This window comes from Martelella sp. FOR1707 (genome assembly GCF_053484265.1).
In genome coordinates, this window is record NZ_JBAKFP010000001.1 from 737672 (window position 1) to 756549 (window position 18878).

General features: G+C 62.9%; 18 protein-coding genes. 8 read left to right on the forward strand and 10 right to left on the reverse strand.

What is annotated here, in order from left to right:
• Nucleotides 1-11 precede the first annotated feature (11 nt).
• Nucleotides 12-1373, forward strand: a complete 1362-nt coding sequence (locus V6765_RS03300; RefSeq protein ID WP_448426427.1) for an acetyl-CoA carboxylase biotin carboxylase subunit — start codon at nucleotides 12-14, stop codon at nucleotides 1371-1373.
• A 38-nt stretch (nucleotides 1374-1411) separates the two neighbouring features.
• On the opposite strand, the gene V6765_RS03305 is transcribed toward V6765_RS03300, so the two are convergent.
• A complete protein-coding gene (locus tag V6765_RS03305) occupies nucleotides 1412-2146 on the reverse strand; it encodes an enoyl-CoA hydratase/isomerase family protein (RefSeq protein WP_448426429.1) in 735 nt (244 codons plus the stop codon).
• A 160-nt stretch (nucleotides 2147-2306) separates the two neighbouring features.
• Here V6765_RS03305 and V6765_RS03310 point away from each other — a divergent pair, with 160 nt between their 5' ends.
• Nucleotides 2307-3251: a hydroxymethylglutaryl-CoA lyase gene (locus V6765_RS03310; protein WP_448426430.1), complete on the forward strand. Its 945-nt coding sequence runs from the start codon at nucleotides 2307-2309 to the stop codon at nucleotides 3249-3251.
• Between the two features lie 35 nt (nucleotides 3252-3286).
• Here V6765_RS03310 and V6765_RS03315 read toward each other — a convergent pair whose 3' ends face one another.
• Genes V6765_RS03315 through V6765_RS03335 form a run of 5 tightly spaced genes read right to left on the reverse strand, consistent with a single transcriptional unit; the run spans nucleotide 3287 to nucleotide 7997 of the window.
• Nucleotides 3287-3901, reverse strand: coding sequence for a TetR/AcrR family transcriptional regulator (locus V6765_RS03315; protein ID WP_448426432.1), 615 nt, complete (start codon nucleotides 3899-3901; stop codon nucleotides 3287-3289).
• Between the two features lie 21 nt (nucleotides 3902-3922).
• Nucleotides 3923-4687 (reverse strand): SDR family NAD(P)-dependent oxidoreductase, encoded by a 765-nt coding sequence (locus tag V6765_RS03320; RefSeq protein WP_448426433.1) that lies wholly within the window; start codon nucleotides 4685-4687, stop codon nucleotides 3923-3925.
• Nucleotides 4680-6209, reverse strand: coding sequence for a class I adenylate-forming enzyme family protein (locus V6765_RS03325; protein WP_448426435.1), 1530 nt, complete (start codon nucleotides 6207-6209; stop codon nucleotides 4680-4682). Before V6765_RS03325 ends, V6765_RS03320 begins: the two co-directional genes overlap by 8 nt.
• Nucleotides 6210-6240: 31 nt before the next feature.
• Nucleotides 6241-6456, reverse strand: coding sequence for an acetyl-CoA carboxylase biotin carboxyl carrier protein subunit (locus V6765_RS03330; RefSeq protein WP_448426437.1), 216 nt, complete (start codon nucleotides 6454-6456; stop codon nucleotides 6241-6243).
• 14 nt (nucleotides 6457-6470) lie between these two features.
• Nucleotides 6471-7997 carry an acyl-CoA carboxylase subunit beta gene (locus tag V6765_RS03335; RefSeq protein ID WP_448426438.1) on the reverse strand — a complete coding sequence of 509 codons (1527 nt, stop codon included), beginning with the start codon at nucleotides 7995-7997 and terminating at the stop codon, nucleotides 6471-6473.
• 106 nt (nucleotides 7998-8103) lie between these two features.
• Between V6765_RS03335 and V6765_RS03340 the strand changes: the two genes are divergently transcribed.
• Entirely contained in the window at nucleotides 8104-8901 is a 798-nt protein-coding gene (locus V6765_RS03340; protein WP_448426439.1) for an enoyl-CoA hydratase-related protein, read from the forward strand.
• Nucleotides 8902-8949: 48 nt separating this feature from the next.
• Here the strand turns inward: V6765_RS03340 and V6765_RS03345 are convergent, their stop codons facing one another.
• The 4 genes from V6765_RS03345 to V6765_RS03360 form a co-directional block, all read right to left on the reverse strand.
• Nucleotides 8950-9456 carry an isochorismatase family protein gene (locus V6765_RS03345; protein ID WP_448426440.1) on the reverse strand — a complete coding sequence of 169 codons (507 nt, stop codon included), beginning with the start codon at nucleotides 9454-9456 and terminating at the stop codon, nucleotides 8950-8952.
• 12 nt (nucleotides 9457-9468) lie between these two features.
• Nucleotides 9469-10761 carry a TRAP transporter large permease gene (locus tag V6765_RS03350; RefSeq protein ID WP_448426442.1) on the reverse strand — a complete coding sequence of 431 codons (1293 nt, stop codon included), beginning with the start codon at nucleotides 10759-10761 and terminating at the stop codon, nucleotides 9469-9471.
• Nucleotides 10758-11267 (reverse strand): TRAP transporter small permease, encoded by a 510-nt coding sequence (locus V6765_RS03355; RefSeq protein ID WP_448426443.1) that lies wholly within the window; start codon nucleotides 11265-11267, stop codon nucleotides 10758-10760. Before V6765_RS03355 ends, V6765_RS03350 begins: the two co-directional genes overlap by 4 nt.
• A gap of 66 nt (nucleotides 11268-11333) precedes the next feature.
• Nucleotides 11334-12413, reverse strand: a complete 1080-nt coding sequence (locus V6765_RS03360; protein ID WP_448426444.1) for a TRAP transporter substrate-binding protein — start codon at nucleotides 12411-12413, stop codon at nucleotides 11334-11336.
• Between the two features lie 190 nt (nucleotides 12414-12603).
• On the opposite strand from V6765_RS03360, the gene dctP reads away from it, so the two are divergent.
• From dctP to V6765_RS03385, 5 genes are all read left to right on the forward strand, one after another.
• Nucleotides 12604-13680, forward strand: a complete 1077-nt coding sequence (gene dctP, locus V6765_RS03365) for a TRAP transporter substrate-binding protein DctP (protein ID WP_448426445.1) — start codon at nucleotides 12604-12606, stop codon at nucleotides 13678-13680.
• A gap of 40 nt (nucleotides 13681-13720) precedes the next feature.
• Nucleotides 13721-15370 (forward strand): GMC family oxidoreductase, encoded by a 1650-nt coding sequence (locus V6765_RS03370; RefSeq protein WP_448426446.1) that lies wholly within the window; start codon nucleotides 13721-13723, stop codon nucleotides 15368-15370.
• Complete coding sequence (locus V6765_RS03375) at nucleotides 15363-16586, forward strand: CaiB/BaiF CoA transferase family protein (protein ID WP_448426447.1); 1224 nt, start codon at nucleotides 15363-15365, stop codon at nucleotides 16584-16586. The genes V6765_RS03370 and V6765_RS03375 overlap by 8 nt, the downstream gene beginning before the upstream one ends.
• 17 nt (nucleotides 16587-16603) lie before the next feature.
• Nucleotides 16604-18244, forward strand: a complete 1641-nt coding sequence (locus V6765_RS03380; protein ID WP_448426448.1) for a thiamine pyrophosphate-binding protein — start codon at nucleotides 16604-16606, stop codon at nucleotides 18242-18244.
• 30 nt (nucleotides 18245-18274) lie between these two features.
• Nucleotides 18275-18878: TRAP transporter substrate-binding protein (locus V6765_RS03385; protein WP_448426449.1), on the forward strand; the 604-nt coding region annotated here is incomplete at its 3' end.

The following is an 18878-nucleotide window of genomic DNA, read 5'->3' on the forward strand; positions in this document are numbered from 1 at the left end:
CGAGGTAGAACATGACCAAGAAGATTCTCATCGCCAACCGTGGCGAGATCGCCTGCCGCATCATCCGTTCCGTGCAGAAAATGGGGTATGAGGCCGTCGCCGTCTATTCCGAGGCGGACAAAACCGCGCTGCACGTGCGCCTCGCTGACGAAGCGCACGAGATCGGCCCCGCGCGGCCGACGGAAAGCTATCTCGATGCCGGGCGGATACTGGATGTCGCCAAGCGCGTCGGCGCCGCCGCCGTCCATCCCGGCTACGGTTTCCTGTCGGAAAACACCGGCTTTTCCGATGCCTGCGAGCGCGCCGGCATCGCCTTTATCGGGCCGTCGGCGGAGACGATCCGGATGATGGGGGACAAGAACGAGGCGCGCGCCGTGGCCCGCGACGCCGGCGTGCCGGTTTTGGAGGGCACGCCGAAACTGGACCCCGCGGACGCGGAGGGAATTCTCGCCGCAGGCGAACAGATCGGCTTTCCGGTGCTGGTCAAGGCGGCCGGGGGAGGGGGCGGGATCGGCCTGCGCCCGGTCGAGACGGTCGACAAGCTGGTGGCCGCCGTGCAGACCACCTCGGCACAGGCCGAGCGGGCGTTTTCGGACGCTTCCGTCTATCTGGAAAAGCTCGTTCGCCGTGCCCGCCATATCGAGGTGCAGGTCTTCGGCTTCGGCGGCGAGGGGGCGGTGCATCTCTGGCATCGCGAGTGCTCCGCCCAGCGGCGTTACCAGAAAATCCTCGAGGAGGCCCGCCCGAGACGTCTCGAGTCGAAAGCGGCGCAGGGCATGCTGGATTCGGCCGTCGCGCTGGCCAAAGCCACAAATTATGTCGGCGCGGGCACGGTCGAATATCTCTACGACGACGAGACCGGTGCGTTCTACTTCATGGAGATGAACACCCGCCTGCAGGTCGAACATCCCGTTACCGAGATGATCACTGGCCTGGATCTTGTGCAGCTGCAGATCAGACAGGCGCTCGGCGAGGACCTGTCGCGGGAGCTGACGCAGGAGGCCGTCCGCGACCATGGCCACGCAATCGAAGTGCGGGTCTGTGCGGAACGCCCCGACAAGCAATTCATCCCCAGCCCCGGCAAGATCGAAGGGCTGAGCCTTCCGGACCTGCCCGATATCCGCGTCGATACGGGGTTTGAGGCAGGTGACGCGATCACGCCCTATTACGACAGCCTGTTGATGAAGGTGATCGCCTGGGGGGAAGACCGCGATCAGGCGATTGACCGGCTGACCGAGGCGCTCGACGCAACCGAATTCGAGGGGCTGAGGACGAATGTCGCGTTCTTGCGAAATCTCGTGCGACATCCGGAATTCCGAGCGGATCGGCTGCACACGAAATTCGTCGAAGAAAACATCAAGGACCTGATCTAGATTTGGCTGCAGCCCATCGGAATCGTCGGTCCTTGGTATTATTCCGATCCGCTGAACATGCGGGTCCGTTCCTGCGAGAACCGCGCAAGATTGTCGCGCAGCACCTGTGAATGCATCAGGGTGCGGAACGCGGCCCTTTCATTCTCAAGTGCGGCGTCGATCGGCAGGTGGTGGTCGTCGGCCAGTTCCCGGCAGGCGCGGATTGTCTGTGGCGGCATGGCGGCGATGCGGTGGGCGATCTGTGACACCCGCGCCGCAAGCTCCGCCCCCGGCACGATCTCGGAGACCAGGCCGATCTCGCAGGCGCGCGCGGCGCTGATCGGCTCTCCGGTCAGGATCATGTGTTCGGCGACGGCGGGCGGGATCATGCGTCTCAGCCGGGTGACGCCGCCGGCGCCCGCCATCGCGCCGATCCGCACTTCGGGAAGCGCGAACCGCGCATGATCGGAGGCGATCCGAATATCCGCGGCCAGCGCAAGCTCAAGCCCGCCGCCCATGGCGTCGCCGTTGATCGCGGCAATCAACGGTTTGCCCAGCCGCCGGTTGGTCAGGCCGCAGAAATGTTGCGGGTCGTTGCCCGCTTCGATCGCCGATGCCAGATACGGCAGAAAGGTTCCGATGTCGGCCCCGGCGCAGAAGGACCGGTCTCCCGTCCCGGTCAGAACGATGACCCGCACCTGATCGTCGGCCTCCAGTTCTGGCCAGAGCGCGGCCAGCGCCTCATGCGTCTCGGGATCGATTGCATTCAGCTTGGCCGGCCTGTCGATCGACACCCAAGCCACCGGTCCTCGCGTTTGACTGATGATACCCAAAGCTTCCTCCATCCATCCTTCGATCCTAGCACCCTGACGGGAACAAGGCTTGAAGAAAACGCCTCAATATTATATACAAACATACGTTAGTTTACAAAACGAGATGCAAGGGCATAAAACAATGAGCGACTTTCCGAAGGCCATACATCTGCACGAAGAAGGCCCGCGCGAAGGCATCCAGATCGAGAAGGCGCAGTTGACGGTGGATCAGAAAGTGGAGTTGATCGACTCTCTTGCCGCGACCGGTCTCAAGCAGATCGACTGCGTGTCGTTCGTCAACCCCAAGCGGGTGCCGAGCATGGCCGATGCGGACGAGGTTGCCCGCGCCATCCCCAAGCGCGACGGCGTTCGCTATACCGGGCTTTGGCTGAACCAGCAGGGACTGGAGCGCGCGCTCACTCTGCCGCTCGACATCATGGGGTCGCTGCGCGTCACGGCATCCGAGACCTTTTCGATCAAGAACACCAACAAGAACATCGAACAGACCTTCGACGAGCAGCGCAAATGGCTGGAGACCTACCGCGCTCACGATATCGTGCTTGAGTGGGGTTACATCATGACGGCCTTCGGATGCACCTATGAAGGTCATGTGCCGATCGACCGGGTGATGGACATGGCGGCCAGGATCGTGGAACTGGCGAAGGAGTATTCGCAGCCGCTCAAGGGCATTTATCTTGCCGATACGGTGGGTTTCGCGACGCCGCGCGATATCGAGGAAAGGGTCGGCGCGCTGCGGGAACGCTACCCCGATCTGCGGGTCGGGCTGCATCTGCACGACACAAGGGGCACCGGAATGCCGAACGTCTATGCCGCCCTGCGCATGGGCGTCGACCAGTTCGACAGCTCGACCGCCGGGCTCGGCGGCTGCCCGTTTGCCGATCACAAGGGCGCGGCCGGCAATGTCTGCACCGAAGATATCGTCTTCATGTGTGAGGAGATGGGCATCAGCACGGGCGTGGACCTCGACGCGCTGATTGAAACCGCGCGCATGGCCGAGGCCATGTTCGGCCATACCCTGCCCGGAAAGGTCATGCACGCCGGAAGCCTGAGCCGCTTCCGCAACTGATCAGGACTATCGGCGTCCGCTGATCCGGCGGGCGCCTATGCCGCTTCCATCAGGTGCTCTTCCGGCACGCGCAGCATGGCGACGGCGAGGTCGATATATTCTTCGGTGATGGAACTGATGCTTTCCTTGCCCTTCGGGCTGTACCAGTTGGCGATCTGGGTGAGCATGGCGAACAGGGCGAGCCGGACGGTGCGGCGGTTCGAAAATCTGAAGATGCCGCTTTCCTGACCCTTCTTCAGAATGTGGTCCAGCCGGTCCTCATATTCGTCGCGCATCTTCACGATGTCGGCCCGATTTTCTTCGGTAAGGCTGCGCAGCTCCATATTGCCGATGAAGACTTCGTCCTTGCGCTTGGTGTGGAACAGAATGTGCACCCGGATAAAGGCGCGGAGCATTTCGAGCGGGTCTTCCAGACCCGCCATCGCCTGTTCCATGTCGCTGTTCAGGTCGCGGATGATGTCGCCCATCAGCGCATGCAGAAAGTCCTGCTTGTTGCTGATGTAGTTGTAGAGGGAACCGGCCTGAATTCCGACTTCCTTTGCAAGATGCCTGAGGCTGACCGCGTCATAGCCGTGCCGCGCGATCAGGCGTATGCCGGCCTCGCGCAGCAGCTTTTCGGTAACCTCGCCCTTGGATCCCAGTGTTCTCAATGTAACTTCCCGCCAGATTCATCAAACAGACAGATACCCTCCGTCGACGGGCAGCATAACACCCGTGACATAGCTCGCCAATCTCGAAGCCAGAAACACCGCAGGTCCGGCGAGTTCTTCCGGCTCGCCCGCGCGGCCCATGGGAATATGGTTCAGCAGCGCGGCCGACGCCTTCTCGTTGGACAGCGTCTCCACCGTCATCGGCGTGCGCATCACACCGGGGGCGATTCCATTCACCCGGATATCGTAGCGCGCAAGCTCGACGGAAAGGGATTTCGTCATCTGCAGGACCGCGCCCTTGGAGGCGGTGTAGGCGGTGGAGTTCGGGGTGGCGACGAAGGACTGGATCGACCCGATATTGATGATCGAACCCCTGGTCGCCTTGAGCTGATCCAGAAACGCCATGGCGACCGAATAGGTTCCGGTCACATTGACATCGAAGGTCTTCTTCCACTTCTCGATGTCGGGGTCTTCCTCGACGCGGCCCCTGAGCAGGATGCCCGCATTGTTGACCAGGCAGTCGATCGGGCCGCAGGACGACTCGATTTCCGCCGCCGCGGCAAGCACGCTGTCGCGATCCGAGATGTCGAGGGCAAAGGAGCGGGCGTCCGCGCCGCAGGCCTGCGCGGTATCGGCCGCGGTGTCGGCGTTCAGGTCGGCGCACAGAATGCGTGCCCCGGCAGCGGCCATGCCGAGAGCGATCGCGCGTCCATTGCCCTGTCCCGCGCCCGTGACCAGGATCGTCTGCCCCTTCAAGAGGTCCGTCGGCATCATCTGTTCAGACATCTTCCGCTTCCTTGTCGGGGACCAGCCTGGCCCTGAGCTCCTTCTTGGCGATCTTGCCGCTGTCGTTGATCGGAATTTCGCCATAGCCGAGGAAAACGATCCGCTTGGGCACCTTGTAGCCGGCGAGTTCGGTTTTTGCAAAGGCGATCAGTTCGGCCGCATCCTCCGCGCAGCCATCCTGGCATACGACGACCGCGACCACTTCCTCGCCCCATTTCTCGCTCGGGAAGCCAAGGATCGCCGCTTCGCGCACCGAAGGATGCCTAAGCAGTGCCTGCTCGACTTCCTGGGAATAGACGTTCAGCCCGCCGGTCTTGACCATGTCCTTCAGGCGGTCGTGGAACTGGACGAAACCGTTTTCGTCCATCGACCCCATGTCGCCGGTCCGGAGCCAGCCCTCGTGAAAGGTCTTGGCGGTGGCATCGGGCTTGTTGTGGTAGCCCTTCATCACGCTCGGTCCGCGTACGGCGATCTCGCCGACCTCGCCCCTTTCGGCATCGCTCAGATCCTCGCGGAGGATCTTGACGTCGAAGTTCAGGAAGGTGCGGCCGATCGAGCCCTGCGGCGCTCGTTCATAATCCTTTTCCTTGAGCACCGTCACGATCACGCCGGCTTCGGACAAGCCGTACTGGAAGAAGATTTCCACGCCGGGGATCAGGGCGTGCATCCGGTCACGGTCGCGCCGCGACAGGTTGGCGCCGCCGACATACCAGCGCTGGAATGAGCTGAGGTCCGTTTTCTGGGCGTCGGAGTGGTTGAAGATGTCGCGCGCCATCGAGGGCGGCGTGAAGGCGTTCGTCACCTTGTGCTTTTCGATGGTTGCGATGGCCAGCGCCGGATCGTATTTCGGAACGATCGTCGCCGTGGCGCCAAGATAGAGATGCGGCAGCAGCCAGCAGTTCAGCGCGGCGGCGTGATGCAGCGGGGTGAGCAACATGGTGTTGTCGTCCTCGTGCATCCGGGTGTCGATGGCTTCGTGCAGCGTATTCCAGAACACGTTTTCATGCGAGAGCATGACGCCCTTGGAGGGGCCGGTCGTGCCGCCGGTGTAAATGATGACCTTGGTCCCCGCGCGGTCAACCTCCACGCCGCAGGGCGCCGACGATGCATCGGCCAGGAACGCAGCGCGATCCGCGGTATCGAAGATAACCTGCTTGTCGATCCCCGAAACCTCGGAGGTCAGCCCGACAAGATCAGAACTCACGAACACGATCCGGGCGCCCGAATCTGCGATGAGCGCCGCGATTTCATGGGCCATCAGCCGGTAGTTCAGCGGAACCGCCACGCAGCCGGATTTGATGATGCCGACGAAGGCCTCGACCCAGTCTATCGTCGAATGCATCACCATGGCGATGCGATCGCCGCTGTTGACGCCGGTTGCGCGTATCGCGTTGGCGATCCGGTTGGACACGCGGTCCAGCTCGGCATAGGTCACCTTGCGGTCGTCCTGGATAAGAGCCGTCTTGTCCGGAAACCGCCCCGCATTGTGGGTGACATGAGAGCCGACATCCATTCGCATCATTTTACTATCCTCCCGTCCTTGGCTGTGCGTATCAGGAATAACTGAAGAGCGACGTGCCTTCATCGACGGTATCGCCTTCGGCAACCATCAGCTTGTCCACCGTGCCGGAATCATCGGCCTCGATGTTGATCTCCATTTTCATCGACTCAAGAATTGCCACAGTCTCGCCGATGTCGAAACTGTCGCCTTCCTTGACCAGTATCTTCCAGACGTTTCCGGCCATGATGGAATCGATCGTTTTTGCCATTTTTTATACTCTCCTTAGACGGGATGAACGGCGGAGCGGCGCGGGATGACCTGCGCTTTCCGGCGGCTGTAGATTGCGAAACGCTTGATGAGATCGTCGCGAAGCGTGTCCGCGGCGAGCACGTCCTCCGCCGCGAACGTATCTGCGGCGGCCTTGTAGACGTCGATGTCCTGCGCAAATTCATCCCGTTTCTGGCGGATGAACTCCGCCCGGTCCTCTTCGGGCAGTTCCATGATCTTGTTGTAATAGATCGCATTGACGGCGGCCTCGGGGCCGACCAGGGCCGGCATCGCCGTTGGCAGGGCCAGCATCGCGTCGGGATGCGTGGGCGCCCCCGACATTGCCAGATACCCGCCGCCATAGGCCTTGCGGACCAGCACGCAGATCCGCGGCACGGTGGATTCGCAGACCGCGGACAACAGTTTCGCGCCATGGCGGATGATGCCGCCCTTCTCCACCGAGCTGCCGATCATGTAGCCGCTGACGTCCTGAAGGAACAGCAGCGGCACGTTGTAGGCGTTGCAGGTCCAGATGAAACGGGCCGCCTTGTCGGAGGTGTCGGAAAAGATCACCCCGCCCTTGTGCTTTGAATTGTTGGCCACAATGCCGACCGGCCGGCCGCCGAGCCGCGCGAAACCAACGGTCATTTCCTTGGCGTAAAGCGCCTTCACCTCGAAGAAGGTGCCCTCGTCGACAAGCCCGTCGATCAGGTCGTGAACGTCATAGGGGACGTTCTGGTTTTTCGGCACCACTTCGTTGATGCGGGCGGCGGCAGCCGGCTCGGCGGCCACAGGCGCGGCAAGCGGGGCGGGTTCCTCCCAGTTGCCGGGAAGGTAGGAGAGGTATTCCTTGGCCCGTGTGATGCCCTCGGCATCGTCCTTGACCAGAACATCGCCAAGGCCGCTGAACATGCAGTGCAGCCGTGCGCCGCCCATCTGCTCGTCGGTGACGTCTTCGGATATGGTCATCTTGGCCATGCGCGGCGAGCCGAGGAAGGCCGAGGCCTGCTTGTCCACCATGATCACCAGATCGCACAGGCCCGGAACATAGGCCGCGCCGGCCGGCGACGGCCCGAACAGCACGCAGACCTGCGGCACGCGGCCGGAGATCTGAACCTGCTTGTACCAGATATTGCCCCAGCCATTGCGACCGAGGAACAGCGATTTCTGCTCGTCGATGCGCGCGCCGGCCGAATCGACGAGGTAGACGATCGGTATCCCGGCCTCGAGCGCGAGATCCTGCATCCGGTTGAACTTCAACAGCGCCTGCGGGCCCCAGGTGCCGGCCTTGACGGTCATGTCATTGGCGATGACGGCGACATCCTGGCCGTTCACCTTGCCGATGCATGTGACGATGCCGTCGCCGGGCAGGTCACGTTCGCTGCCCGCGAGAAGGCCGTCCTCGAAGGCGAATCCATCATCGAACAGCAGCTTCAGCCGGTCGCGAACAAGCAGCTTGCCGGACTTGATGTATTTGTCGCGGGCCTTGCCCTGGCCGCCTTCCAGCGCCTTGCGGCGCTTTGCTTCGAGTTCATTCCGCATCTCTTCGTCTCGCATTTCGGTATCAATGGTTGATCAACGCTCTTGACGACATTAAACTAACGGACGACTGTTTGTAAATCCTGTAATCGAAACAAGGTAGGGACGGATGACATTTCAGACGATCAAGGCGCATGTCGACGATAGGGGGGTGGGCTACCTGACGCTGGCGCGACCGGAGGTGCGCAATGCCATGAATGGCACGATGTATGACGAGGCGCGCACGGTCGTGCGCGATTACGACAATGACCCGAAGGTCCGTGTCGTGGTGCTGTCGGGCGAGGGCCAAGCCTTCTGCGCCGGCGGCGATTTCAAATATCAGCAGAGCCAGTCCGGCCGGCCGCGCGAGGAACGCATCGCCGAGGCCCAGAAGCTGGCCAGCTGGTTGCGGGAACTCGATTTCCTGAGCAAGCCGCTGATCGGCCGGATCAATGGCGCGGCCTATGCCGGCGGCCTTGGCCTGGTCTCCACCTGCGACATCGCGATCGGTCTGAAGAGCGAAACCTTCGCGATCACGGAATCGCGCATTGGCATGCTGCCCGGGATGATCGCGCCCTATGTGGTCAAGCGCATGGGCGAGGCGAATGCCAGGTGGCTGTTCCTGAACGCCAGGCCGTTCAGCGGCGAAGAGGCGGTCGGATACGGCATTTTGAGCATGGCGGTCGAGGCCGATGATCTGGACGCCGCGGTGGAACGCGAGGTCGATCTGGCGTTGCGCTGCTCGCCCAAGGCGATCGCCGCCGCGAAGAACCTGATCCGCTATGTCGACCGGCACAATCATGATGAGAACTTCATTTATACCGTCGACCGGGTCGCGGACATGTGGGACTGGGCCGATGCGGCGGAAGGCATGGCGAGCTTCTTCGAAAAACGCCGGCCGGCATGGGACTGGCGCAACGACAAATGAGAAGACGGGGCCCGTCACCGGGCCCCGTCCTCATTCGGCTCCGCAAACCTACCGGATCAGCCGTGAGATTTTGCGGAAACTGTCGTGCTCGGCGGTGCCGAGCCAGTCGAACAGGATGGATTCCACCGTTTCCAGCCGTGCGCCCATGTCGCGCATCGACTGAAGAGCGGTGCGATAGTCGATGTCTTTCCGGGAGCCGATCGCATCCACCGCGACGACCACATCGATGCCGCGGGCCCTGAGCCCGCGCACTGTCTGGCGCACGCAGATATGCGCCTCGCAACCCGCCAGCACCACCGTCTCGACCGCCCCCGAGGCGGGCAGGATCAGGTCGGAGGAGTCGAATGACATCTTCGCGATCGCCGTCTCCCGATCGATCTGCAGTTCGGCGACCGTTCCGCCCAGCTTGTCCGGGTTCTGCTCTGTCACAACGATCGGGCGGGCGAATTCCTTCGACCCGGCGACCAGTTTCGCGGCATTCGCCACCATGGCGTCGGACCCCGCCATTGCGGGCACAAGTCTTTCCTGCAGGTCGATAATGGCCGTGATGATCAAGACGGGTTCCTCCTATCGGATTGCGAACAGTGCGATCTGGGGCCAGACCGCCAGGGCGGCGACGAATAGTAGCATGCCCGCCACGAAGGGGATGCAGCCTCGGAAGATCGTACCGAGCGGCACGTCCTTGGCCACCGCGTTGATGATGTAGACATTCACCCCGATCGGCGGCGTCACCAGCGCGACCTCGGCGACGATCACGATGTAGATGCCGAACCAGACCGGATCGATGCCAAGCGACATGGCAAAGGGAAACAGGATCGGGACCGTCAGGATCAGCATGCCGAACAGGTCGAGAATGCAGCCGAGCACGAGGTACAGGATCGTCACCGCGATGATGAATTCCCAATAATTCAGGTCGAGGCTGTTCATGAAACCGAGGATGGCGCCCATTAGCCCGGTTTGCGCGAGAAACCGGGTGAACAGATATCCGCCCACGATGATAAGAAACAGCATCGCGGTTGTCAGCGCGCTGTCCGTCAGCGCGTTGCGGACGGCAGCCATGCTCAGCTTGCGCGAAATCGCTCCGTACAGCAGCACGGCCACCACGCCGATGGCCGAGGCCTCGGTCGGCGTGAAGACGCCGAGGTAGAGGCCGCCGAGGATGACCGCAAAGATGCCCAGAACCGGCAGAACCTCGAAAAGCGATATCAGCATGTCGCGCCTGGTGAAGCTTGCCGGGTCGATCTTCTGGCCTACCTCTTTCGGCCGGATGGCCGCGGTGACCAGGACGATCAGCGCGAAAATGATCGAGATGCAGATGCCGGGCACGATGCCCGCGACAAACAGATCGCCGATCGAAGTTTCGGTCATCAGGCCGTAGAAGACCATGATGATGCTGGGCGGAATGAGGATACCGAGCGTGCCCGACGCCGACATCACGCCGGTTCCCAGACGCATGCCATAGCCGTAGCGCTTCATCTCAGGAATGACGATGCCGCCCATGGTCCTGGCGGTGGCGGCGCTGGAGCCGCTGACGGCCCCGAAGCCCGCGCAGGCGAAAACCGAAGCAATGGCAAGACCGCCGGGCAGCCAGTTCAGCCAGAGCGACGCGCTGCGATACAGGCTGCGCGCGATGCCGGTGTGATGGATGAGATTGCCCATCAGGATGTAGAAGGGCAGCGACAGCAGCAGAAAGCTGGTGCCCTCCGACCAGTAGACCAGCGTCATCTGGGCAAGGGCGCTGTTCAGCGTTCCCACGAAATAGAGGCCGGCCAGGCCGATGCTGATCATGGCCAGGCCGATCGGGATACCCAGCGCGATCAGCGCAAGCAGGACTCCGAAGCTGAGGATCACCGGGATCATTCGATTATCTCCTCGTGCTCGGAACTGTCCGCATCGGCCACATGGCCCGTGACGAGGCCCCAGAGCCCGACAAGGCCGGTCATGATGGCGGACAGGCCGAGCGCGAAGCGGAACCAGACATGCGGAAGGTCCAGCTCAGGCGAGTTTTCGTTGAAGAGGATCATCATCCTGCCGTCTTTCCAGCACTGGTAGGCCAGCGCCACGCTCGCAAGAACCAAAAGCAGCCAGACCACGCGCTCGATGCGTGATTTCGCTTTGGGCGACACGTTGGCCCGGACAAACTCCGCCCGGATGTGAACCCCGGCGAGCCAGGCCGCGGGCGCGGACAGCGCAAGCGCGAGGAACAGCATCAGCGAGGCGAATTCCTGCGACCATGTCCATGGAGAATTGAAAACGTAGCGGCGCACGACGTCGATCGAGATGATGACGAGGATCGCGGGGTAGCAGACATAGGCTGCGACGCCGAACATCAGTGAAGAGGCTCTTACGAGCAGATAACGTACCATGATGTCGTCCGGGGTATGAGTGACGCGGGCAGGGCCGGCGATTGGCCGACCCCACCCGTTCTCCTGTCAGTGGAAGGCGCCGGTGACCGGCTGCTCCTCATCGAGGACAAGGATGTCCTCGTCGCTCATGGCGCTGTATTTTTCCGTGAGCTGCTCAAGCTGGGCCAGGGTTTCCTCGGCCGTCGGATCCTTCATCGCGGCGTTCTTCTCGATGAAGGCGTCGTACATCGGGGCCAGGAGCTCGTCGATCTTCGCGAGATCCGCTTCCGACGGCTCGATGATCTCGACGCCTTCGGCCTCCATGCCGGCCAGCGCATCATTGGTCAGCTTGGTGTACATTTTGGCGTAGTTCATCGCCGCATGACGGCCGGCTTCGGCAACCACCTGCTGCAGATCTTCCGGCATGGAATCGTACAGCGCCTTGTTGAACCCGGTCGGGATGGCGACGCGGCCAATGCCGATCCGGTAATTGTACTTGCCGATCTCGTCCAGATTATAGGCCCCGAGATCCGCGGTGCTGAGCAGGACGGCATCCAGAACGCCTTGCTGGAAGGCGGAGTAGGTGTCGGTGATGGTCATGGTGACGGGCACCGCGCCCAGACGCTCGACGATCTCGGACATGGTGCCGCCGGCGGCGCGGATCTTCATGCCCTTCAGGTCCTCGACGCTCGTGATCGGCTTGCGCGACAGGATGTCGTAGGATGGCGTCACCGCATAGAAGCCGAGATAGACGCCAACCCGCTCATACTCGTCCATGTAGTAGTCCGGGTACATCTCGTTGACGACGCGGGTCGCGGCAATGTCGCTGTCGGGCAGGGCATGCGGCAGTTCGTTCGCATGGATCAGGTTGAAGCTCGACGCCATGTAGATCGGGTAGGCCGCCGTCGCGTCCGTGACGCCGCTGACCAGCGCCTTGAAACCATCGCCGACCGGGTGCAGCACGCCGCCCGGATAGGTTTCGGCTTCGATGCGACCATTGCTGAGCGCTTCGAGCTCGTCGGCATAAGCCTGAAAGACCTCCTGCCAGGCCGGCGACGTCTCGGGCTGGTTATAGGAAACCTTTACCTCGAACTCCTGCGCGAGGCTTGGTCCGGCGGACAGCGCAAGTGCGAGCGCGGCCCCGGCTGCGATTTTCTTGATAAACATTCTTTCCTCCCTTGCTCCGTTCCCGTTGAAGCCGATCCTCCAAGGAATGCCGAGCGTCTCATACAAACGACCGTTTGTAAATATGATATTTTTTGCCGGCTCGCCGATACAGGCCCGATCGGGAGTTGCAAAACGAACGAATGTTTGTTTTACTCTGCCGGTGCATCACATGACCTGGGAGGAGATCATGATGTGTTTGTTGAGGAGTGGCGCCATAGCGCTGATCGCCGCGCTGGCCGTTGGAGAGGCGGCTGCGCAGGAGGATTACACCCTGCGTCTGTCCACCTATAAGCCCAGCAATTCAAAGGCATGGACGGAAGTTTACGTCCCCTATGCGGATCGGATCGCCGAGCTCAGCGATGGCCGCATCGCGATCGAGACTTTTCCGGACGGTACGCTGCACAGCGCGCCCGACGGCTTCAAGGCGATCGCCGGGGATATCACGGACGTCACGCCCGCTTTCCCCGTTTACATGTCCTCGAGCTTCGACCTCGTGAAGGCGACCGAGCTTCCGCTGGCCTATCCGAATGTTTACGTCGCGACCCGGGTGATCAACGAACTGTATCCCGAATATTTCCGGGACGAGTTCGAGCGGCTGGGCACCTATCTTGCCTTCACCAGCGTCACGTCGCCCTACGACATCATCACCAAGACCCCGGTCAATTCGGTTGAGGACCTGAAAGGGCTCAAGATCCGCTCCGCCGGCGGGCTGATCAGCACCATCCTCGAGCTTCTGGGCGCGGTGCCCGTCAACATCTCGATCGGCGACACCTACGCAGCATTCCAGCAGGGCGTCGTCGATGGGGTGATCCTCAGCACCGCGGCCATGGCCGATTATCGGCTCTACGAAGTCGCCAAATACAACTACCGGCTCAACGGCGCGCTGATCTGGATTCCGAATGCGATGAACCCGGATTTCTATGATCCGCTGCCCGACGATCTGAAAGACGTCCTTGCGGTCGCCGGGCGCGAGGCGGCGATGAACAACGCGATCCACTACGACAATCTGACCAGGGACGCGCTTGCCGTGATGGACGAGGCGGGCGTGACGACGGTCGAACCCTCGCCGGAGGACATGGCCGAGATCGAAAACCGCCTCGCGCCGATCTGGGACGATTTCGTCGCCAACAGCGCCGATCCTGAGCGGGCGCAGGCGCTTGTCGATCAAATCCGCACGCTTTCGGACAAATACGCCGCGATGACGCCCGAGGAAATCATCGCGCTCGACGAGGCCGAGCCGGTAAAGGGCCTGCTGCCCGGTCACTAGAGGCCGCGGCGGCGTCAAACCAGTCAGAAAACCGAAAACCGTGGAGGTCGAATTGGAGCCGGACTATATCATCATCGGCGCCGGGGCGGCAGGATGCGTCCTGGCCGACCGGTTGTCGGCGGATTTAAAATCCGCCGTCCTCGTGCTCGAGGCCGGCGGAACGGATCGCCGGGCGATGTCGCGGATACCGGCCGGCTTCTACTACCTGCTGCGCGACCCGAGCGTAGACTGGGGCTATCAGACGGCGCCGGAGCCGGGGCTGGACGGGCGCAGGCTGCCCTATCCGCGCGGCAAGATCCTGGGCGGATCCGGCACCATCAACGGTCTCTGGCAATCGCGCGGCCTGCCATCGGACTATGACAGGTGGGCCGAGATTGCGGGATCGGACTGGTCATACGCGGCGATGCTGCCGTATTTCCGCATGTCCGAAGCCTTTTCCGGCGGCGATCCAAGCCGGGGCACGGATGGTCCGATCACGGTGGAGACCTCCGAGGTGCACAGCCTCACAGCCCGGTTCTTCGAGGCAGGCCGGAATCTTCAACTCCCCTTCATCGAAGACTACAACGCAACGCCTGGCAGCGGTTTGGCGCGGATCCAGCAGACGAGACGCGGACGGTTCCGCGAAACCGCGGCGACGGGTTATCTGCGCCGCGCGCGCAAACGCGCAAACGTCCGGCTGCAGAAACAGGTCCTTGTCACGCGGCTTCTGTTCGAGGGCCTGCGGGTCAGCGGCGTCGAGCTCCGCAAGGCGGACGGAACGCTGGAAACGGTGCGCGCCCGGCGCGAGGTGATCCTTTCGGCCGGTGCGATCAATTCCCCGCACCTGTTGCACAGGTCCGGCATCGGGCCCGCAGACGCGCTTGCGAGCGCGGGGATCGCGCCGCGCGTCGACCGGCGCGATGTGGGGGCGAACCTGCATGATCACTACAATGTCCGGGTCATCGCGCGGATCGAGAAGGGGGCCAGCCTGAACCGCGAGGCCCGGTTTCCGCGCGTCGCCGCGCATGCGCTCAGATATCTTCTTACGGGGCGGGGAATCCTCACCTATTCGGCCGCCAATGGAACCGGCTTCGTCAAGAGCACGCCGGCGGAAGCCGAGCCCGATCTGCAATTCGTCTTCACGCCGGCGAGCTATTCGCCCGAAGGCGGCGGGCGGCTTGACAGATTTGCCGGGATCACCTGCAGCACCTGGCTGATGCGGCCGAAAAGCCGCGGCCGGCTCAGGACCGTCTCCGCCGATCCCGATATCCCGCCGCAGTTCCATCTCGGTTTCATGACCGACCCGGACGATACCGCCCGGCTGCTTGCCGGGATGCGATGGAACCGTCGTCTGCTGGAGAGCGCCTTCGGCGCGAACGCCACCGAAGTGCGCCCCGGCGCGGACTGCACCGATGACGGGGGACTGGTCGACTACATGAAGCGGACGGGCGCCACCGTCTTCCACCCGGTCGGCAGTTGCCGCATGGGCCGCGACCAGCATGCGGTTGTCGACCCGAGGCTCCGCGTGAACGGCGTGGCGGGGCTGAGGGTCGTGGACGCATCGGTCATGCCGACCGTCCCGTCATCAAACACCCATGCGCCGGTTGTCGCGATTGCCGAAAAGGCGGCCGAGATGATCCTCGCCGATCGCGACGCCGGCGCCCCTTCATCAGACACAGTCGCAATAGAAAAAGAGGTTTCAAATGGATGACGTCGCAGATCAGGCGCTCAGGGGAATTCGGGTGCTGGATCTTACCCAGTTCGAGGCAGGGACATCGGTGACCCAGGCCATGGGATGGATGGGCGCCGAGATTCTCAAGATCGAAAATCCGAAGGGCGGCGAGCAGGGCCGTTACGCCTCGGCGGACAAGCCCGGCATGGATTCCTACTATTTCCTCGTTCTCAACGCCAACAAGAAGAGCGTCACCATCAACCTCAAGTCCGAACGGGGCAAAGAGCTCCTGCGCGACCTGATCGGCAAGTGTGACGTGCTGATCGAAAACTTCACGCCAGGTTTCATGGAAAAGCTCGGCTTCGGCTGGGAGGCCGTGCACGAGATGAACCCGCGCATCGTCTACGGCCGCATCAAGGGCTTCGCCAGCGGCAGCCCCTATGAGAGCTACAAGGCCTTCGACATGATCGCCCAGGCCACCGGCGGCATCATGGCGATCACTGGCGATCGCGACGGACGGCCGATCAAGCCGGGTCCGACCATGGGCGATACCGGCGCTGGGCTGCACCTGACCATTGGTATCCTCGCGGCGCTGTTGCAGCGCCGGAGGACGGGCAAGGGGCAGCTCGTTTCCGTCGCCATGCAGGATGCCATGGTCAATTTCTGCCGCGTCGCCTTCGCCGCCCAGGCGCGTGACGGCAAGGCGCCGTTGCGCGCCGGCAACCAGATGCTGCTTGGAACCACCGCTCCCAGCGACGCCTATCCCTGCAAGGGCGGCGGGCCGAACGACTATTGCTATGTCTATTCGAACCGCGCGAACAATTTGCAATGGGAGGCGCTTTTGCGGGTGATCGGCCGGACCGATCTGGCGGAAGATCCTCGTTTTGCATCACCCCAGGCCCGCGCCGACAATCACGAGGCGGTGGACGAGCTCGTGCGCAACTGGATCAAGGATTACGACAAGCACGAGGCGATGCGCATCCTGGCCGGTGCCGGCGTACCCGCGGGAGCTGTGCTGGACACCGAGGAGCTGGAACAGGACCAGTCGATGCATGATCGCGGCGTGTTCGTCAGCTTCGAGCACGAGACGAGGGGCCGGGTCACGATTCCCGGCTGGCCGGTCCTGATGTCGTCGTCTGCGAACGTATCCACGCCCGCGCCGAAGCTCGGCAATTACACCAGCGAGGCGCTCTCGCAAATTCTGGGGCTGGGCGAGAACGACATCGCCGATCTGCGCAGCCAGGGCATCATCTGAAACGAATGGACAAGACAATGACGACCAACGGCGGACTATTGGTTGCGGAAGCGCTGGAACGCTTCGGCATCGATACCTTCTTCTATATCATGGGCGCCCCGATGCTGCAGGCAGAGGCGGACGCGCTGCGCCGCGGCCTGCGCGGCATTGACGTGCGTCACGAACAGGCGGCGGTGATGATGGGGCAGGCCTATTGCCGGCTGACCGGCAAGGTGGCCGCCTGCATGTCCGCGTCCGGGCCGGGCACGACCAACCTCACCACCGGCGCCGCCCATGCCAAGGCCGACTGCGTTCCGGTTCTGCTGCTGGGCGGCTCCGCCCCGCGCGATCAGTCCGGCCACGGCGTTTTCCAGGAAGATGTCGACCAGCTCGATATGATGCGGCCCTGCGTCAAATGGGCCGAGCGCGTCACCGAGCCGCACCGTGTTCCCGAACTCATCGCCCGCGCGCTGCAGATCGCAACCAGCGGCAAGCCGGGACCGGTCTATCTCGATCTGCCCGCCGACATGTTGTCGAAGGACGTCGAACCCGATCAGGTCGTGTGGCCCAGGGACAACCCGACCGAGCGGCCCCGCCCCGCGCTGTCAAAGGCGGATGTCGAGCGCATTGTCGATCTGATCGGCGCGGCCGAGCGTCCGATCATCATCACCGGCGGCGGCGCGCTCTGGTCCGGCGCCGGCGAGGTCCTGACATCCTTGGTGGAAACCGGAGGCATTCCCTTCTTCACCACGCCGCAGGGTCGCGGCATCGTTCCCGACGACCACCCGATGTGCCACCTCGCCGCCCGCGCCACCGCCTTTCGCGAGGCGGATCTGGTGCTCGTGCTCGGCACTCGCATGAACTATGTGTCCGGCCATGTGGCGGCGCCGCGGTTCCACAAGGACGTCAAGGTCGTCCGCATCGATATCGACGGCGAAGAGATCGCGATGAGCCGCGGGCTCTCGGTGGGCGCGATCGCCGATCTCAGGACCGCCCTGGAACAGCTCACCCCGCGCATTGAGGGCATGAGCGAGCGTTTCGCTGCCTGGCGCATGCATCTTGCCGAGGTCAACGCCGAGAAGACGGCCAAGTCCGAGGCGGCGCTCGCCAATAACGGCATTCCGATCCATCCGCTTCGCCTCTGCCGCGAAGTCCGCGATTTCATGACCCGCGACACCATCCTCTGCGTCGACGGTCAGGAAATCCTCAATTACGGCCGCCAGTCCATTCCGACGTTCAAGCCCGCGCACCGGATGAATTCGGGCACCTACGGCACCATGGGCGTCGGCCTGCCGTTCGGGATTGGCGCCAAGGCGGCCATGCCGGACAGCGAAGTCATCGTGCTGCACGGCGACGGGTCCTTCGGCTTCAACGCGATGGAGCTGGACACGGCCGTCCGTCACAAGCTGCCGGTTCTGGTGGTGATCAGCCTCAACGGCGGCTGGACCGGCGATCCCGAGCGCGAGAAGCCGGGCCGGGATCTTGGCTACACCCGCTACGACAAGTTGGCCGAGGCGCTTGGCTGCCACGGCGAATATGTCGAGACGCCGGACGATATACGGCCGGCGCTCGAACGCGCCCGCGCGGCCGTAGCGGAAGGCCGTTCGGCCGTTGTCAACGTGCTGACCGACTGGAAGGCCCGCGCCACCACGGTGGCATTCACCCGCTACTCAACCTGATTGAAAGCTTGTTAAGGGAGGAGACCCAGCATGAAGATCAGACTTTCAAGAACCGGCATCACGATCGCTGCCGGACTGTTGACAGGAATGGCACTGACCACCGGCGCGCTGGCGCAGGAGGTGATCCTGAAACTGTCCTACAACCAGCCGGAAACCTCGGCATCCTGGCAGCAGGTCTACGAGGTCTATGCCGAGGATCTGGAAACGCTCAGTGACAACCGGATCAAGGTCGAGCGCTACCCGAACTCGGTGCTGCATTCGGTCGGCGACGGGTTCAAGGCGCTGGTGTCCGGCATTACCGACATCACCGCCGCCTATCCGATCTATACGGCGTCGAGCTTCAACCTGATCCATGCCAACGAGTTGCCGCACGCGCTGCCGGATGACGACTATGCCGCGGTCCGGCTGGTCAGCGAGCTCTACCCGGATTACTACCGCGACGAATACGAGCGGATGGGCGTTTATCTGGCGTTTGCGGGCGTCAATGGCAGCTATGACATCATGACCAAGACGCCGGTCAATTCTCTTGACGATCTCAAGGGCCTGAAGCTGCGTGGGGGGGGGGGGGGGGGGGGCCCGGGGGGGGGCGTCCTCTCCCCGCCTCTGGGGCCGCGGGGTTGGGTTGTGGTGCTGT

Bases quoted from the DNA above. Each gene is read 5' to 3' on its own strand.
- V6765_RS03300 (WP_448426427.1), top strand. From the start codon at position 12: ATGACCAAGAAGATTCTCATCGCCAACCGTGGCGAGATCGCCTGCCGC.
- V6765_RS03310 (WP_448426430.1), top strand. From the start codon at position 2,307: ATGAGCGACTTTCCGAAGGCCATACATCTGCACGAAGAAGGCCCGCGC.
- V6765_RS03320 (WP_448426433.1), bottom strand. From the start codon at position 4,687: ATGTCTGAACAGATGATGCCGACGGACCTCTTGAAGGGGCAGACGATC.
- V6765_RS03325 (WP_448426435.1), bottom strand. From the start codon at position 6,209: ATGATGCGAATGGATGTCGGCTCTCATGTCACCCACAATGCGGGGCGG.
- V6765_RS03330 (WP_448426437.1), bottom strand. From the start codon at position 6,456: ATGGCAAAAACGATCGATTCCATCATGGCCGGAAACGTCTGGAAGATA.
- V6765_RS03335 (WP_448426438.1), bottom strand. From the start codon at position 7,997: ATGCGGAATGAACTCGAAGCAAAGCGCCGCAAGGCGCTGGAAGGCGGC.
- V6765_RS03340 (WP_448426439.1), top strand. From the start codon at position 8,104: ATGACATTTCAGACGATCAAGGCGCATGTCGACGATAGGGGGGTGGGC.
- V6765_RS03350 (WP_448426442.1), bottom strand. From the start codon at position 10,761: ATGATCCCGGTGATCCTCAGCTTCGGAGTCCTGCTTGCGCTGATCGCG.
- V6765_RS03355 (WP_448426443.1), bottom strand. From the start codon at position 11,267: ATGGTACGTTATCTGCTCGTAAGAGCCTCTTCACTGATGTTCGGCGTC.
- V6765_RS03360 (WP_448426444.1), bottom strand. From the start codon at position 12,413: ATGTTTATCAAGAAAATCGCAGCCGGGGCCGCGCTCGCACTTGCGCTG.
- dctP (WP_448426445.1), top strand. From the start codon at position 12,604: ATGTGTTTGTTGAGGAGTGGCGCCATAGCGCTGATCGCCGCGCTGGCC.
- V6765_RS03375 (WP_448426447.1), top strand. From the start codon at position 15,363: ATGGATGACGTCGCAGATCAGGCGCTCAGGGGAATTCGGGTGCTGGAT.
- V6765_RS03380 (WP_448426448.1), top strand. From the start codon at position 16,604: ATGACGACCAACGGCGGACTATTGGTTGCGGAAGCGCTGGAACGCTTC.